Annotated in this window: 11 protein-coding genes and 1 pseudogene; 10 read left to right on the forward strand and 2 right to left on the reverse strand. The window is 66.2% G+C overall.

Annotated features, from left to right (window positions below):
- Positions 1 to 33 precede the first annotated feature (33 nt).
- From tpx to H8R18_RS05615, 7 genes are all read left to right on the forward strand, one after another.
- Positions 34 to 531, forward strand: coding sequence for a thiol peroxidase (gene tpx / locus H8R18_RS05585; RefSeq protein ID WP_191071091.1), 498 nt, complete (start codon positions 34 to 36; stop codon positions 529 to 531).
- Between the two features lie 158 nt (positions 532 to 689).
- Complete coding sequence (locus H8R18_RS05590; protein ID WP_191071092.1) at positions 690 to 2,297, forward strand: extracellular solute-binding protein; 1,608 nt, start codon at positions 690 to 692, stop codon at positions 2,295 to 2,297.
- Positions 2,297 to 3,229: an ABC transporter permease gene (locus H8R18_RS05595; RefSeq protein ID WP_191071093.1), complete on the forward strand. Its 933-nt coding sequence runs from the start codon at positions 2,297 to 2,299 to the stop codon at positions 3,227 to 3,229. The genes H8R18_RS05590 and H8R18_RS05595 overlap by 1 nt, the downstream gene beginning before the upstream one ends.
- A gap of 9 nt (positions 3,230 to 3,238) precedes the next feature.
- Positions 3,239 to 4,144: a carbohydrate ABC transporter permease gene (locus H8R18_RS05600; protein ID WP_191071094.1), complete on the forward strand. Its 906-nt coding sequence runs from the start codon at positions 3,239 to 3,241 to the stop codon at positions 4,142 to 4,144.
- On the forward strand, positions 4,141 to 4,830 hold the full coding sequence (locus H8R18_RS05605) for a YesL family protein (RefSeq protein WP_191071095.1): 690 nt from the start codon (positions 4,141 to 4,143) through the stop codon (positions 4,828 to 4,830). The genes H8R18_RS05600 and H8R18_RS05605 overlap by 4 nt, the downstream gene beginning before the upstream one ends.
- On the forward strand, positions 4,794 to 5,840 hold the full coding sequence (locus tag H8R18_RS05610) for a LacI family DNA-binding transcriptional regulator (protein WP_191071096.1): 1,047 nt from the start codon (positions 4,794 to 4,796) through the stop codon (positions 5,838 to 5,840). The genes H8R18_RS05605 and H8R18_RS05610 overlap by 37 nt, the downstream gene beginning before the upstream one ends.
- 10 nt (positions 5,841 to 5,850) lie before the next feature.
- Complete coding sequence (locus H8R18_RS05615) at positions 5,851 to 7,584, forward strand: hypothetical protein (RefSeq protein ID WP_191071097.1); 1,734 nt, start codon at positions 5,851 to 5,853, stop codon at positions 7,582 to 7,584.
- Between the two features lie 86 nt (positions 7,585 to 7,670).
- Here H8R18_RS05615 and ileS read toward each other — a convergent pair.
- Together ileS and H8R18_RS05625 are read right to left on the reverse strand one after the other, a co-directional pair.
- A pseudogene (gene ileS / locus H8R18_RS05620) lies at positions 7,671 to 10,900 on the reverse strand (isoleucine--tRNA ligase).
- A 257-nt stretch (positions 10,901 to 11,157) separates the two neighbouring features.
- The gene (locus H8R18_RS05625) at positions 11,158 to 11,928 is read right to left on the reverse strand and encodes an SDR family oxidoreductase (protein ID WP_191071099.1); all 771 of its coding nucleotides are present in this window, start codon (positions 11,926 to 11,928) and stop codon (positions 11,158 to 11,160) included.
- A 133-nt stretch (positions 11,929 to 12,061) separates the two neighbouring features.
- Here H8R18_RS05625 and proC point away from each other — a divergent pair, with 133 nt between their 5' ends.
- From proC to H8R18_RS05640, 3 genes are all read left to right on the forward strand, one after another.
- Complete coding sequence (gene proC, locus H8R18_RS05630) at positions 12,062 to 12,892, forward strand: pyrroline-5-carboxylate reductase (RefSeq protein WP_191071100.1); 831 nt, start codon at positions 12,062 to 12,064, stop codon at positions 12,890 to 12,892.
- Between the two features lie 85 nt (positions 12,893 to 12,977).
- The gene (gene valS, locus H8R18_RS05635) at positions 12,978 to 15,665 is read left to right on the forward strand and encodes a valine--tRNA ligase (RefSeq protein WP_194189186.1); all 2,688 of its coding nucleotides are present in this window, start codon (positions 12,978 to 12,980) and stop codon (positions 15,663 to 15,665) included.
- Positions 15,666 to 15,690: 25 nt separating this feature from the next.
- Positions 15,691 to 17,583 (forward strand): AMP-dependent synthetase/ligase, encoded by a 1,893-nt coding sequence (locus H8R18_RS05640; protein ID WP_191071102.1) that lies wholly within the window; start codon positions 15,691 to 15,693, stop codon positions 17,581 to 17,583.
- Positions 17,584 to 17,585: the final 2 nt, after the last annotated feature.

Genomic DNA, 17,585 nt, shown 5'->3' on the forward strand with positions numbered 1-17,585 from the left:
GCGGCGCGCGAGTGCCTGGCCTAGGCTTGGTCCATGAGTGAGATCACGTTTACCGGTAATCCCGTCCACACCTGCGGCACCCTTCCCGCCCTCGGCTCCGATCTGCCTTCTGCCACGCTCGTCGACACCGAGCTGGCCGAAGTCTCCCTGGCCGACTTCCGCGGTCGTCGCCTGGTCCTCAACATCTTCCCCTCCGTCGACACCGACGTGTGTGCGGCGAGCGTTCGCCACTTCAACGAGGCCGCTGCCGCGCTCGAGAACACGACGGTGCTGTGTATCTCGAAGGACCTTCCCTTCGCCCTGGCGCGCTTCTGCGGGGCCGAGGGCATCGAGAATGTCCGCGCGACCTCGGCGTTCCGCTCCGACATCGGTGAGAGCCTGGGAGTCACGATGCAGGACGGGCCGCTGGCCGGGTTGTTGTCGCGTTGCGTCATCGTCGCTGACGCCGAGGGTCGCATCGTCTACACCCAGCAGGTCGAGGAGATCACCGAGGAGCCCGACTACGACGCGGCGCTGGCCGCCCTCTCCTAGTCGACCTCCACATAAAGCCCCCGCGAAGGTAGCGTCGCGGGGGCTTTGTCTACCCCACACCACTAGATGTGGCGTCCAACACAAACAGGCAAACGATTGCCCTGCTAGCGTGACCTGTGTCGCGAGACCTTTTGCCCCATTACCAACGGAGGTATCTCATGCACCTGTCTCCACGACATTTCCTCACTCGCGCGGCATGCGCAATAGCCGCGGTCAGCGCCCTCGTCTGCACGGCCTGCGGCACCTCTGCCGACGAAACCGTCGCCGAGGACGGGCGCCCCATCGTCACCATCAAGGTTCGCCGCAACGCGATCGACGTTCCCATGGCGAAGACGACCTACTCGGCCTCGCTGGAGAAGGCCTGCAACTGCCACATCAAGTGGCAGGAGATCCTCGACACGGCGTGGGATCAGCAAAAGGCCGCGTCGATGGCCGCCAACGACTTCCCCGATATCGGCCTCACCCTCTACGATCCCGCCGACGTCTCTCGCTACTTCTCGCGGTTTGCCGACCTCGGCAAGGAACTCGACAAGATGCCGAACGTCAAGCGCTTCCTCGAGGAGCGCCCGGTGGCGGCGAAGATGGCGCGCCAAGACGGCGTCATCCGCAACCTGCCCTCCGATCGCGGTAAGGGCTACCGCGTTTCGGCGACCCACATGTTCATCAACAAGACGTGGCTCGACAAGCTCGGGCTGCCCATGCCGACGACGTGGGACGAGCTCGAGTCGACGCTGGAGGCGTTTAAGACCAAGGATCCCAACGGCAACGGCAAGGCCGACGAGGTCCCCATGAACATCCACGACGTCGGCTTCGGGCTGTGGTCGCCGCTCGTCCTGCTCAACTCCACGGGCATTACGACGTCGTACATGGGCCCCTCGGCGTCGAGCCAGGGCATGTACGTCGACAACGGCACGGTCAAGTCCTACCTGACCAGCACCGAGCTTCGTGACGTGCTGACCTTCCTCCACGGCCTCGTCGACAAGGGACTCATCCCCAAGGACACCTTCACCCGCGACGGCTCCCAATACGCCTCCCAGACGATCGGGGACGGCAAGACGGCTCTGACGGGCGTGTCGTTCGGATGGTCGACGGACTCCGAATACGGCGCCCTCGGCAAGCAGTATGTCGCCGTTCCCCCGCTCAAGCAGCACGCGAGCGATCCCGACTCCAAGCTCAAGTGGGACTACTCCCAGGACGCGACCGAATACGCCTACGCGGTGACGGTACGTGCGGATACCCCGAACATGGACGCGGTGTTGGCGATCGTCAACGCCATGTATTCGCCCGACCTCTCGGTCGCCGGCTACTTCGGGTCGATTCCCACCTTCGTCACGACCGACGGCAAGGGTACGTACACGATCGACAAGGCCAAGGCCTACGCCAAGTACACCGACACCCGCTCGATCGCCCTCCAGGACCGTTTCGGCGGTTACATTCCCGACTCCGTCACCATCGTCAACGACACGAACGCCGACTACGTGACCGAGGCGAACTCGGCCTACGACGCAGCGATCGCCAACGTCGATCCCGTCCGCGACGTCGTGCCGATCTACGTCCGGCCCAGCTCGGATGAGACCGACCAGCTGTCGAACAACAACACGGCGATTTTCAACTACGTCAACAACATGCTCGCCAAGTGGGTGCAGTCGGGCGGAATCGAGAAGGAGTGGGACACCTACGTCGAAAAGGTGTCCGAGCCCTCCCTCGGCCTGAAGACAAACATCGAGATTTGGCAGCGTCTCTACGACAAGGTGAGTGATCAGTGATGAGCACCCAAGCAATGACGCCCTCCCTCGCGCCCGCCAAGAAGTCGCGCCTGTCGTCGCACTTCCGCGACTACTGGCAGCTGTGGGTGCTCGTCGCCCCGGCCCTGTGTTTCGTCGGCCTCTTCGCCTATGTCCCCATGTGGGGTATTCAGCTGGCGTTCAAGAAGTTCGACCCAATTAAGGGCATCACCGGTGGTGAGTGGATGGGGTTCACCTATTTCTCGAACTTCTTCTCCTCTCCCCTTTTCAGCGAGATCATGATCAACACGGTCCGCATCAGTTTGTGGACCCTCGTCATGGGATTCTTCTTCCCGATCATCCTCGCCCTGCTCATTAACCAGGTGGCGTCGAAGCGCCTGAAGGGGTTCATCCAAACCGTCACCTACATGCCGCACTTCATTTCCGTCGTCGTCATCGTCTCGATGCTCAACATCTTCCTTGCCCCGGGTTCGGGACTGTTGGGATTCCTCGGTGGAGACGCCTCGCTCATGGGGTCACCAACGGCGATCACCCATATCTACTGGATCAGTGAGGTGTGGCAACACGTCGGGTGGAACGCGATCATCTACCTCGCGGCGCTGTCCTCGGTCGACACGTCGCTCTACGAGGCGGCCAAGCTGGATGGGGCCGGACGACTCAAGATCATTCGCCACGTTGACATCCCCGCGATCATGCCGACGTGTGTCATCTTGCTCATCATGACGATGGGTTCGGTCTTGGCCGTTGGCTTCGACAAGATCTACCTCATGCAAAATGCCCTTAACCTGCCGGCGACGGAGGTTATCGCAACCTACACGTTCAAGATCGGTATTTTGGGTTCGCAGTTCTCGTACTCCACCGCGATCGGGTTGTTTAACACGGTCGTCAACTTCTGCTTCCTCATCGCCGCTAACGCCATCTCGAAGAAGGCGTCCGGCTCCTCGATCTTCTAGGACACGACCATGACACGTCTTTCTGCTTTCTATGCTGATTTGAAGCGCCAACGCGGTGGTGACCTGGTCATCACGCTGGCGATCGGGGTCATTTTGTGCCTGGTCGTCATCGCGGTCCTCTATCCCCTGTGGTTCATCGTCATCTCCTCAATCTCCGATCCCAACGCGGTCGCGTCCGGGCAGGTGAGGCTGCTGCCGAAGATGCCGACGTTTGAGGGGTATTCGCGCATCTTCGACGAACCGCGGATCTGGCAGGGTTACCGCAACACGATCCTGTATTCGGTGCTGGGAACGGCACTGAACATGATCGTGACGATCCCGGCGGCATTCGCCCTCTCGCGCGCCGAGTTCAAGGCCCGCCGCCTCATCCTGTTCCTGTTCGCCTTCACGATGTTCTTCTCGGGCGGCCTGATCCCGTCCTACCTGTTGTACTCGCAGCTGGGACTGCTCAACTCGATGTGGGTGTTCATCCTGCCCGGTGCCGTCTCGGTGTACAACGTCATCGTTGCCCGCTCGTTCTTCGAGACCTCGATTCCCTCGGAGCTCTTCGATGCCGCGCGCATCGACGGCCTGTCCTACTTCGGGTTCTTCTTCAAGGTGGTGCTGCCGCTGTCCTCCGCGATCCTCGCCGTCATCGGCCTGTACTACTTCGTCGGCCACTGGAACGACTTCATGACCGGCCTTGTCTACATCACCGACGACTCCAAGCTGCCGCTGCAAAACATCCTCCAGCAGCTGTTGCTCGTCAACCAGAACACCGCGACGACGTCGATTGGTGTGGCCGACGCGCAACGGGCGGCCGACCAGATGAAGTTCGGCATCATCATCGTCTCGACGGTGCCGCTGCTGGTGGCCTACCCGTTCTTGCAGCGCTACTTCGATAAGGGCGTCATGCTGGGGGCCGTGAAGGGATGAGTCTCGCCCGTTTCGCCCTGAGTTACGAGGCCCTGTGCCGCCTCATCTGCCGGCTGGTCGTCTGTCACGTCCTCGCGGTGGCGACCTCGTGTGCCGGGTTGATCGTCTTCGGCGTCTTCCCGGCCCTCGAGGCCATCGTCCGGGTGACTCGCTACGAGCGCCTTCGCGGTGCGCCGCTGCGGGTTCGTGACCTGCCCGCGACGTTTTGGCGGTTCTGGCGTGAGGGCCTCATCGGGGCGAACGTCCGCGGTTGGGTGAGCACGGTGATTCTCCTCGGTCTCGCGATCGAGTATCGAGTGACGAACGTCGTCGGGCGTGGGCTGCTCGCCTACGCCTGCGCGGGCGTCCTCCTTCTGCTCATCATCGTGCTCACCCTCGCGTGGGTGAACCTCGTCTTCCTCAGCGCCCACATGCATCTGGGGGCGGGACCGCTCATCCGCACGGCCGTCCTCATGGTGTGTGCCCGCCCGCTGGTCACACTGGCCAGCCTCGTCATCATTGCCGTATGGTCGGCGCTGGTTATCAAGCTTCCGGCACTCGTGATCGCGTTCGGCATCACGCCGGTTCTCGTCGCCCTCACCCACATTCGGTGGGTGTGGGCCAAGCTTCCCGGCACCCAGCCCGATCACCCCGACGAGGAGGATGCGCCATGCGGGTCACCCTGCGCGACGTCGCAGACGACGTAGGTGTCTCGGTAGCCACTGTCTCGCGCGTGCTGACGGGGAAGAGTTCGGGGCGCGTGCGCCCCGAGGTCGCCGCCGACATACGCCAGGCGGCTGCCCGCATGGGGTACCGTTCCAATGCGCTGGCCCGCGGACTGCGCCTGCAAGAGACCCGGATCCTCGGATTCATCTCGGACGTCATCGCGACGGGCGCGCGCGGGGGCCAGATCCTGCTCGGCGCCCAGGACGCGGCCCGGCGCTACGGCTACACGCTGCTGACGGTCAATACCGGCGACGATCCGGATGTCGAGGCTCACCACCTCGATGCCCTCGCCTCCTACCGCGTCGATGGCTACCTCTACGCCTCGATGTTTAACCGGCCCCTTGCCCTGCCCTCTCGCTTGGAAACCCTGCCGACCGTCATCGTCGACGCCACCAGTCCCACTCAGTCGACCCCGAGCGTTTCGCCGGACGAGAAGGCGATCGGGCGCCTGGGGGCTCGCGAGCTGCTGCGAGCCGGTGCCCGACGCATCCTCTACGTGTCCACGCCCGCCCCCATCGTCGCCCGGGCCGCTCGCCTCGACGGCTTTTTCGCTGAGATCCGCGGCACGACAGCCGACGTGGAGGTACGCGTGCTCGAAATCGCCGAGAGCATCTCGCACGCGCGAGGTCCCCTCGTCGAGGCATTGAAAAGCGACGTCGACGGCGTGTTCTGCTTTAACGACTTGCGCGCGGCGATGGTCTATCAGGCATCGACCGCTGCCGAGCGCGTGATTGGGCATGACCTCGCGGTCATCTCGGTCGACCGCACCGAGATGCTCCAACAGGTGCTCTACCCGAATCTTTCCTCGATCGCGCTTCCCCACTATCAAATGGGATACTGGGGCTGTACGAAACTCATTACCTCGCTGCTGGGGAATTCCCTCGACCTTGACGATCCCTCCCTGACCGATTTGCCCGCTTGCGCGCTGAGCCATGCCCTGCTTGCCCCCGGCGAGCCGGTCGACGGTGCCAGCTGCATTCTGACGAAATAACACGATATTTATGGCGATTTCTTTGACTCTGCCCGCCTCCGCTGCTTTCACTCGCGTCGACGTCTGCCTCGAGCGCATCGGCGACGACGCCGTCGAGGTGAATCTGTTCAGTGGCGATACATACGTCGACTCGGCCGCGCTGCGCCTGGGTGCACGTCGCGGCCTGCTGCGGCTGGCGTGCCCCGACGGCGCTGATCGCCTCGACGTGAGCGGCGCACGCATCGCGCTGGCCTACACGTGGGACAGCCATCGCGTTCTCGCCGAGGGCGTCACCGTCGTCGCGCCCGCCCCCGCGGTGGGACACGCCTTCGTTCACATCACGCCGCCAACGGGGTGGCTCAACGACCCGAACGGTTTGTCGAAGTTCCGCGGCGTCTATCACGTCTTTTACCAGTACACGCCCTACGCCGCGCACTGGGATTCCATGCACTGGGGGCACGCGGTCTCCGACGACCTCGTTCACTGGCGCCACCTGCCAATTTTCCTCGAGCCTCAACCCGAGCTGCTCGAGGACACCGCCCTCAGCGGGGGTGCCTTCTCGGGATCGGCGCTGCCCCTAGACGCCGCGGGACGCCCGTGCTCGGGCGATGACGCCGAGACCCTGCTCGTCGCGCTGACTCGCCATGTTCAAAACGGCGCGGATCCCGACTCCCTGGTCGAGATCCAAACGGTCCTGCAAACCACGGATGGGATCCTGCCCGGCCCCGAGGTCACAGCGCTCACCCGCGACGACGCGGTCGGGCGCGACTGGCGCGACCCCAAGCTCGTCGTTGACGAGGTGGGCGTTCACATGATCCTCGCCACCCACGTCGACCGCGAGTGCCCCACCGAGGCCACCTCGCGCACGCCTGGTGACGGCGTGTTCACGCTGGCCGCGCTCCCCCACCACGACCCGGGCGGCGAACCCGATCCCAATCGACTGCCGGCGATCGTGTCGTACCTCCACGACGATGAACGCGAGTGGAGCGAGGGGTGGAGTCCCGAGGGCGTCGTCGTTGCCGACGCGGGCATCTCGGAATCGTCGACCATCGAGTGTCCCGACGTCCTCACCGTGTCTGGCCGGCGCTTCGCCGTGGGCGGGATCATGCACTATCGCCGCCCGAGCGGGGCCTTCCAGCCCGTGCGCTGGTACGACCTCGATGGCCCGGAGACTCGCGCCGGGTGGATCGACGAGGGCGATAGCTTCTACGCCGTCCAAACGCTCGTCGAAGACGATCGCATCCTCGCGTGGGGATGGCTCGCCGACTGGTGTTACCGCCGCGGCACCCTCGATCACCTCAACCAGGGCGTGCTGTCGCTGCCGCGCGAGCTCGTCGTCACCGATCGCGGCTTGGGGATGGTGCCCGCGCGAGAGATCCGCGCGCTCATGCGCGAGGCCGTGCCCGCCGGGCAGGCGTGCGCGAACGCCTATGCCCTTCGCATGAGCTTCGACGACGAGGCTGCCCCCGTCACCGTCGCCTTCAGCGAGGCGGACGACGTTCCCGTGCTGCGCATCGTCGGTGGCGTCGTCGAGTTGGCGCGTCCCAACGCGACGCCGTGTCGCGTGGAGCTCGATCGGATCCACCGCGTCGAGGCGTTCTACGATCGCGGCGTTGTCGAAGTGTTTATCAACGACGGCGAGGCGACGTTCAGCTGCCTGGGTGACGACCGCGCCGAGACGGCACGCGTGCGCGTTGACGCTGCCCCCGGTGTCTCGTGGGAGCTATTCGACCTGAGGAGGGCTGCGGAATCACCGCGATCGTGAGGTAGCTATTCGCCCGCGCATCGCGACCGATACGCAGATAAGACGGGCGGGGCCGCTCTCACGGGAGCGGCCCCGCCCGTCTTGTGTCAGGCCTTGGCGACGGTGATGGATTCGTCGCCTTCCTCGATGTTCACCGAGGTGGCCAGCGTCTCGTGGGCGATCATGTCGCTGTGCTCGCGCACGCCGGCGATGACGTCGCCAGGCACCATCAGGTTGAGCGCGATCCGGTCGGCGACGTGGAGGCCGGCCTTCTTGCGTTCGTCCTGAATCTTGCGCACGAGGTCGCGGGCGTACCCCTCGGCCTCGAGCTCGGCATCTAGCGTCGTGTCGAGGACGACGAAGGTGCCCGAGGCCAGCACGCTCGCGACCTGTCCCTCGGCCGCGGCCACGGACGTCGTCAGCTCGATCGCGTCGCCGTCGAGCTCGACGGGGGCGCCCTCGACCTCGACCCCGGGGAAACGCACCCCGGTCTCGGTCTCTTCCCATTCGCCGGCCTTTTGGGCCTTGAACAGCTGGGACGTGGCTTTGCGCACCGCCGGGGCAAACGCCTTGGGGTTGAGCTTGAGGTCGCGCCGCAGCTGGAATCCCGATGTCGTCACCTCGTCGAGGGCGACGTTCTTGACGTTGACCTCGCCGGCGATGAGGTCGCCGAACGGGGCGAGCGCCTGTGGGTGCTCGGTCACGACCGTCAGGGTGCGCAGCGGCTGGCGCACCCGCAGAGAGTGGGCCTTGCGCAGAGAATGTGTCGACGAGACGACGGCGCGCGCCTCGTCCATCGCCGCCACGAGGTCGGCATCGGCGACCGCATCGGACCACACCGGATAGTCGCTCAGGTGAACCGAGCGCTCCCCCGTCAGCCCACGCCACATTTCCTCGCTCAGCAGCGGCAGCAGCGGGGCGATGGCACGCAGGAAGGCCTCGAGCGCGGTGTAGAGCGTGTCGTAGGCGCGAGCGTCCTCGTTCCAGAACCGATCGCGTGTCGTGCGCACGTACCAGTTCGTCAGCAGATCGATGTGGTCGCTGACGAGCGCGCACGCTCCGGGGATGTCCATCGCGTCGAGCGCTTCGGCCACGCCATCGATGAGGCCCTTCGTGCGGGCCAGCAGGTAGCGGTCCATGACGTCGAGGCCCGCGAGAGCCTCGCGATCGTCCACGTCGAGCAGCTTCGCCTGGTAGCCCTCGCCGCCGTTGCACGCGTTGGCGTAGAGGGTGAAGAAGTAGTAGACGTTCCACAGCGGCAAGATGACGTGGCGAACGGTGTCGCGGATGCCCTTCTCGGTGACGATGAGGTTGCCGCCGCGCACGATTGGGCTCGACATGAGGAACCAGCGCATGGCGTCGGAGCCGTAGGTGTCGAACACGCCCGAGACGTCGGGGTAGTTGCGCAGCGACTTGCTCATCTTGCGCCCGTCGTCGCCGAGCACGATGCCGTGCGAGATGCAGCTGGTGAAGGCGGGGCGGTCGAACAGCGCCGTGGCCAGGACGTGCAGGGTGTAGAACCAGCCGCGGGTCTGGCCGATGTATTCGACGATGAAGTCGCCCGGGTAGTGGTTCTCGAACCACTCGGTGTTTTCAAAGGGATAGTGCACCTGGGCGTAGGGCATCGACCCGGAGTCGAACCAGCAGTCGAGGACGTCGGGGATGCGCCGCATCATCGAGCGCCCCGTCGGGTCGTCGGGGTTGGGCCGGACGAGGTCGTCGATCGCCGGGCGGTGCAGGTCGGTGACCTCCACGCCGAAGTCGCGTTCGAGCTCGGCGATCGAGCCGTAGACGTCGATGCGCGGGTACTCGGGGTTATCCGACTTCCACACAGGGATGGGGCTGCCCCAGTAGCGGTTGCGCGAGATCGACCAGTCGCGCGCGCCTTCGAGCCACTTGCCGAAGATGCCGTCCTTGATGTAGCTGGGGACCCATTCGATCTGCTGGTTCAGCTCCACCATCCGGTCGCGGAATGCCGTGACCTTGACGAACCAGGAGGACACCGCCTTGTAGATGAGGGGCTTGCGGCAGCGCCAGCAGTGCGGATAGGAGTGCGTGTAGGACTCGGTGCGCACGAGCTTGCACCGGCGCGCCTCGTCGACGCGCTCGAAGGGGCCGGCCCAGTTGCGCATGTCGCGGATGACCTGCTTGTTCGCGTCGAAGACCTGGGTGCCGGCGTAGTCCGAGACCTCGCGCGTGAAGCAGCCGGCGTCGTCGACGGGACGACCGCCTCGATCCCGGCCTCCAGGCAGATCGCCATGTCGTCTTCACCAAACGCCGGGGCGATGTGGACGAGGCCGGTGCCGTCTTCGGTTGTGACGAAGTCGCCGGGGATGATCGTCCACGCATTCGGGCCAGGGGCCTCGCTCGCGTCGCGGTCGGCGAAGTAGGTGAACATCGGGTAGTAGCGCTGCCCGAGCAGCTCTGAGCCCTTACACTCGCCGACGATGCGGCGCTGCTCGCCCAGTTCCTTGGCGTAAGCCTCGACGAGGTCCTTGGCGAAGATGAGGGTCTCGCCCTGGAGCCACTCGGCACCATCGGCACCCACCTCGACGCGGACGTAGTCGATGTCGGGACCCACGGCGATGGCGAGGTTCGAGGGCAACGTCCACGGCGTCGTCGTCCAGATGACGGCCATATCGCCGCTTTCCATGCGCACGGCGACCGAGACGGTTTGGTCGGAGCGATCCTGATAGACGTCGTCGTCCATGCGCAGCTCGTGGTTCGACAACGGCGTCTGGTCGTTCCAGCAATACGGCAGCACCCGGTAGCCCTCGTAGGCCAGGCCCTTGTCGTAGAGGGTCTTAAACGCCCAGATGACGGACTCCATGTAGGGCAGGTCCATCGTCTTGTAGTCGTTGTCGAAGTCGACCCAGCGCGCCTGCCGGGTCACGTAGTCCTGCCACTCTTTCGTGTAGGTGAGCACGGAGGAGCGGCACGTCTCGTTGAACTTCGCGATCCCGACGCCGCCCTCGATCTCGGACTTATCGGTGATCCCGAGGATGCGTTCGGCCTCGAGCTCGGCGGGCAGCCCGTGGGTGTCCCACCCGAAACGGCGCTCCACGCGCTTGCCGCGCTGGGTCTGGTAGCGCGCGACGATGTCCTTGACGTAGCCGGTGAGCAGGTGCCCGTAGTGGGGCAGGCCGTTGGCAAAGGGCGGGCCGTCGTAGAAGACGTATTCGTTCGCCCCGGCCTCGCCGGCGTCGCGGGCGTCAATCGAGGCCTGGAACGTGCCGTCGGATTCCCAATAGGCCAGGGTGTCGCGCTCGCGATCGGGGAATACCGGAGAGGCCTCGACGGCCTCGTCGCGGTGGCGCGGATAGTGCGAACCTGTCATCTCGCTGCTTCCTTCGTGATGCATAACCTACCTCACGAGGACGCCCGGAGAACCTGACGCGGTACCACCTCGCTTGCGCGCCAACGCGCGCCGCTTCATTTGTCGCTGTCACGGGCGTACCCGGCGGGTTCTACTGAGGTCTGGCCCGTTCTTCCCGCGGCTCCCCGGTGATACCCGGGTTTCCCCGGCCGGATCATGCACCTTCGGTGCCACTGTAGTGGCCAACCGGGCCGGGATCAATTGTGCCCGCTGGGCGGTCAGGGGCGCGGCGAGCGCGCCACGACCATCGTCGTGGCCTGTGCGCGCGGGCGCACGTCGATGCGGTCGAGGACGACGTGGGGCGGACGCGAGAGGCAGTAGCCGATGACGTCGGCGATGTCGGCGGCCACGAGCGGATCCTCGACGCCGGCGTAGACGGCCTCGGCGCGCTCGCGGTCCCCCAGGCGGTTGAGCGAGAACTCCTCGGTCTTGACCATTCCCGGGCACACCTGGAAGATGCGGACGGGTTCGCCGACGAGCTCGAGGCGCATCGTCTCGGGAATCATTGCTTCGGCGTGCTTGGCGGCCGTGTAGCCGGCCCCGCCCGGGTAGGTCTCGTGGGCAGCCGTCGATGTCAGGTAGAGGAGGTCGCCGCCGTTGGCACGCAGATGTGGCAGGAACGCCTGCGTCGTGGCGAGGGCACCCGCGACGTTGACGCGGTACATCCACTCCCAGTCCTCGGCCTTCCCCGCGGCGACGGGATCGGCACCGTGGGCGCCGCCGGCGTTGATGACGACGCCGCTCACCGCTCCCCGCTCGAACACTCGCTGCGCCATCGCGTCCACGGCGTCGGCATCGGTGACGTCGCATACCTCGTACTCGCAGCCGATCTCCGCGCTCAGGCGCTCCAACCGCTCGCGTCGGCGAGCAACGGCGACGACCTGCCAGCCGTTGTCCCGCAGCAGCCGACACGTCGCCTCCCCGATTCCGGATGAGGCTCCGGTCACGACGATGCGGCAGTTCTCACGAGGGGGCGGGTAGCACGTCATGATGCCAACGATAGATCGCTAAGTGCGCGCCGTCACCGGATTCACCGGCGCAGCAGCGGCGAGAGCGAGAGGATTGCGGCGTCGCGGCATAGGCTGGACGCGACATATATCCGCGAGCGGGACGGGGAGACACATGCGCGTCGGAATTATCGGGTGCGGCAACATGGGCGGAGCGATCGCGGCGGGGATCCGCGAGGGCGGTCTCGTCGAGGCCGGCGATCTCAGCCTCTTCGACGCCTCGACCGAGGTCGCGAGCCGCCTCGCCGACGAGATCGGCGCCCACCCCGCCGAAAGCCTCGAGGATTTTGCCCGCGACCTTGGCGAGGGCGACGTCGTCGTCCTCGCCGTGAAGCCTCACCTCATCGCCAAAGTTGCCCGCGACTACGCGGGCGCCGCCGGCGACGCCCGTGACGGAATGAGCGTCGTCTCGGTTGCCGCGGGTTTCGCCCGCGAGCGCCTCGCCGAGGCGCTGGGCGGAAAGGGCGTGGCCGTACGCGTCATGCCCAACGTCGCCGCCCGCGTGGGACAGGCGATGACGGCCATCGCGTTCCCCGACGACGCGACGGAGGACCAGCGCTCGAGCGTGAGTGCGGTCTTTGAGGCGATCGGCGAGGTGCTCGTCCTCGACGAGGATCTCTTTAGCGCGTATTCGGCGCTTGGGGGCTGCTCGCCGGCGTGGCTCGCCGCGATCGCGGATGCCTTCGCTCAGGCCGGTGTCGCCCAGGGGCTGACCAAGGCGCAGGCGATGGCGGCGATCACGCAGGCGATGCGCGGCACGGCCGACCTGCTGGCGTCGCTGGGCGATGGCCCGGCCCCTGCCGCCACGCTCGTTGACCAGGTGTGTTCGCCCGGTGGGACGACAGTCGCCGGACTTCTCGCGCTGGAAGACCGCGGGATGCGCGAGGCCGCCCACGCCGCCGTCGCGGCCGCTGCTGAGCGCGACCGCGCGCTTGGCGCAGACTGAGAGCACCAGCTGCCTACTTGGGCGTGCGCGTGCGCGTTCGATAGCCTAGCCACCACAGACCTGGAACCCACTGGGAGGACACCCGATGACGACCCCTGAGCACGCCGGCGACCAGCAGGCTCTCACCGTTGCAGCGCCGAAGGTCCCCGACCGCGTCAGCCCCGACGGCCTGGAAGACCGCTGGCAGCAGGTGTGGGAGAACCGTCAGGTCTACGCGTTTGATCCGGATACGACGCGCGCCGAGGTGTTCTCGATCGACACTCCCCTGCCGACGGCCTCGGGATCGCTCCACGTCGGCCACGTGTTCTCCTACACCCACACCGACATCCTCGCCCGCTACCAGCGCATGCGCGGCAAGAACGTCTTCTACCCGATGGGGTGGGACGACAACGGGTTGCCGACCGAGCGGCGCGCCCAGAACTACTACGGGGTCCGCTGCGATCCGTCCCTGCCCTACGACCCCGACTTCGAGCCGCCGCACCACGGCGACGCGAAGTCGGTCAAGGCGGCCGACCAGGTGCCGGTGTCGCGACGCAACTTCATCGAGCTGTGCGAGCAGCTGACGGTCGAGGACGAAAAGCAGTTCGAGGCGCTGTGGCGCCGTCTCGGCCTCTCGGTCGATTGGTCGCACTCGTACCAGACGATCGGCAAGGACACCCAGAGGGTCACCCAGTGGGCCTTCCTGCGCAACCTCGAACGTGGCGAGGCCTACCAACAGGCCGCCCCCGGGCTGTGGGACGTCACCTTCCAGACCGCCGTCGCCCAGGCCGAGGTCGAGTCTCGCGAATACCCCGGCGACTACCACGCCTTCGCCTTCCACCGCATAGACGGCGAGGGTGACGTCGTCATCGAGACGACCCGCCCCGAGCTGCTGGCCGCCTGCTGCTGCCTCGTCGCCCACCCCGACGACGAGCGCTATCAGCACCTCTTCGGCACGACGGTCACCTCGCCCGGCTTCAACGTTGAGGTCCCCGTCCTCGCCCACCCGGCCGCCGAAATGGACAAGGGCGCCGGCATCGCCATGTGCTGTACGTTCGGTGACGTCACCGACGTCGCATGGTGGCGCGAGCTGGAATTGGATACCCGCGTCATCCTTGGTCACGACGGGCGCATCCTCGCCGAGACCCCCGAGTGGATCACGGACGCGGACGGTCGCGACCTCTATGCCGCCACGGCCGGCAAGACCACCTTCGGCGCACGCAAGGTCATCGTCGAGGCGCTCGCGGCCTCGGGTGAGATGATCGGCGAGCCCAAGCCGACGATGCGCCAGACGAACTTCTTTGAAAAGGGCAACAAGCCGCTGGAAATCGTCATGAGCCGCCAGTGGTACATCCGCAACGGCGGCACCGACTACACCCGCGACGGCGCCGCGAAGCCCCTGCGCGAGGAGCTGCTCGATCGCGGCGACGAGCTGTCCTTCCACCCCGACTTCATGAAGGTGCGCTACGCGAACTGGGTGGGCGGGCTGAACTCCGACTGGCTTATTTCGCGCCAGCGCTTCTTCGGCGTGCCCATTCCCGTGTGGTACCGCGTCGACGAGGCGGGCGAGGTCAATTACGACGCCGTCCTCACCCCGTCTCTCGATCAGTTGCCCATCGACCCCACGGTCGACGTCCCCGAAGGCTTCACCCCCGACCAGCGTGACGTCCCCGGCGGTTTTGCGGGCGAAAAGGACATCATGGACACCTGGGCGACGTCCTCGCTCACTCCGCAGATCGTCTCGGGCTGGCTGCGCGATGAGCAGCTGTTTGCCAACGTCTACCCGATGGACATCCGCCCGCAGGGCCAAGACATCATCCGCACGTGGCTGTTCTCGACCCTCGTGCGTGCTCACCTGGAGTTTGACGCCCTGCCGTGGCGCCACGCGACGATTTCGGGGTGGATCCTCGACCCGGATCGCAAGAAGATGTCGAAGTCAAAGGGCAACGTCGTCACCCCGATGGGGCTGCTCGAGACCCATGGGGCGGACGCCGTGCGCTACTGGGCGGCCGCCGCGCGGCTCGGCACGGACACGGCGTTCGAGGAACAGCAGATGAAGATCGGTCGCCGCCTGGCGATGAAGCTCCTCAACGCCTCGAAATTCGCCCTCGCGATGGGCGGGGGCGACGAGCCGCTGTCGCTGGATCCCCGAGCCGTCACCGAGCCGCTCGATCGTTCGGTGCTCGCCGCGCTGACGGAGGTCGTGGATGCGGCGACGGCCGCCCTTGAGCGTTTCGACCACACGCGCGCGCTCGAGCTGACCGAGAGCTTCTTCTGGACGTTCTGCGACGACTACCTCGAGCTCGTCAAGGACCGCGCGAACAACTTCGCCGGCACCATCGAGGCCGGTCTCGTCGCCTCCGCGCGCACGACCCTGGCCATCGTCGTCGACACCGTCACGAGGCTGCTCGCCCCCTACCTGCCCTACGCCGCCGAGGAGGTGTGGAGCTGGTATCGCGACGGCTCGATCCACCGCGCCGCATGGCCCGATGCCGCGTCTTTCCGCGACCTCGGCGGGGACGCCGACCTACTGGCGAACGCGGGCCAGGCGCTGTCGGTGCTGCGCAAGATCAAGTCCGAGGCCAAGGTGTCGATGCGCACCCCGATCGAGGCCGTGACCCTGCACGTCTCGCCCACTGCCGCCGCGGACGTGCGTGCCGCCCACGCCGACCTCGTCGCCGCGGCCAAGGTTTCGGGAACGTTCACGCTCAGCGAAGACCTGGCCGATGACGAGCCGATGGCCACGTCCGATGTCACGTTGGGCGAGCCTCCGGCTAAGCGCAAAAAGAAGTAGTTCCCCGCCCACAGAGAGGTCTGACATGGTCGACGAAACGCTCGGTGATCCCCCGGCCGACGCGCACACGGTTCCCGACGCCACGGGTGAGGGACTGCGCGAGTTCGGTCTTCCCCGCCGCGTCGCCACCGAGGAGTGGATGTCGATTCCGTGGCTGTTTTACCGCCGCGTCCAGGCCGATCCCAAGCAGATCGTCGTCGAGAAGAAGAGTTCGCTCGGTGACGTGTGGCGTCCGATCAGCGCCCGTGCCTACGCCGAGGAGATCGCCGCCGTCGCGCGCGGCCTCATCGGGCTGGGCCTCGGGCACGGCGACCGGCTGGGAATCCTCGCGCCGACCTCGTACGACTGGACGCTGCTCGACATGGCGGCGCTGTCGATCGGCGTCGTCGTCGTGCCCATCTACGAGACCGACTCGGCGGCGCAGATCCGGTGGATCATCGAGGATGCCCAGCTCAAGCTCATCGTCTCCCAGGCGCGCCAATCGGCCGACCTGCTGGGGGCGCTCGTGCGCGAGCTCGGCGTCGAGTGCCCGGTCATGTGCCTGACCACGGGCGCGATGGTCGACATCGTCGAGGCCGGCGACGGCATCAAGCAGGCCGACTACGACGCGCGCTATGCCGAGGTCAACATGTCGACGCTGGCCTCGATCGTCTACACCTCGGGGACGACGGGCAGGCCCAAGGGCGTCGAGATCACACACGGCAACGGCGTCGAGCTCGCACTCAACGGCCTGGAATACATGGGCGCGGTGACGAACACCCGCAAGGTTCGCGCGCTCATGTTCCTTCCCCTCGCCCACGTGCTCGCCCGCTTCGTCACGTGGTACACGCTGGCCGGCCCGGGCGTCTTGGGGCACGTCCCGGACACGTCGAACCTGCTCGCCGACGTCGCCTCCTTCCGCCCGACCTACGTCCTCGTCGTGCCGCGCGTGCTCGAGAAGATCTATAACTCAGCCGAGGCCATGGCCGGGTCGGGCGTGAAGCTGCGGATGTTCCGCGCGGCTGCCAAAACGGCGATCGCCTACTCCCGGGCTCTGGATACTGCCGAGGGGCCATCGCGGCGACTGCGGGCGGCGCACCAGTTCTATTCGACAATCGTCCTGTCCAAGATTCACGCGCTGCTTGGCGGCAACTGCGACTACGTCATCTCGGGAGGCGGCCCGCTGGGGCGGCGCCTCGGGCATTTCTATCGCGGCGCCGGCCTCACCGTGCTTGAGGGCTACGGGCTGACGGAGACGCTCGGCCCCTTCATGGTCAATACGGCCACGGCACCGCGCATCGGCTCGGTCGGTCGCCCCGTCTACGGCGGGCAGGCGCGCATTTCGTCCGAGGGCGAGATCCAGCTCAAGGGACCGTTCATCACCCGTGGCTACTACGGCAATCCCGAGGCGACGGCCGCGACGTTCACGTCCGATGGCTGGTTCAAAACGGGCGACGCCGGGCGCATGGATGCCCAGGGCTACACCTACATCACCGGGCGCATGAAAGAAATCATTGTCACGGCGGGCGGCAAGAACGTCGCCCCCGAGACGCTTGAGGATTCGTTGCGCGGGCATCCCCTCATTTCGCAGGTTGTCGTCGTCGGCGATCGCCGCCCCTTCATCGGCGCGCTCATCACGCTTGACCGCGACATGGTGCCCATGTGGCTGGCCAATCACAAGTTGCCGGCGATGGACATCCCGGCGGCGGTCAACCATCCCGAGGTCATCGCGGCGTTGGAGCGCGCCGTCGAGCGGGCAAACAAGGCGGTCTCGCGCGCCGAGTCGATCCGCAAGATCCGGGTTCTCTCGACGGAATTCACCGAGGAGAACGGCCTGCTCACCCCGTCGATGAAGGTCAAGCGGAAGGTCGTCCTCGAGCGTTTTGCCGACGAGATCGACGCCCTCTACGGCACCAGCCTGGAGGACGACGACGAGTAGCG

This window comes from Nanchangia anserum (assembly GCF_015240065.1).
GTDB lineage: Bacteria > Actinomycetota > Actinomycetes > Actinomycetales > Actinomycetaceae > Nanchangia > Nanchangia anserum.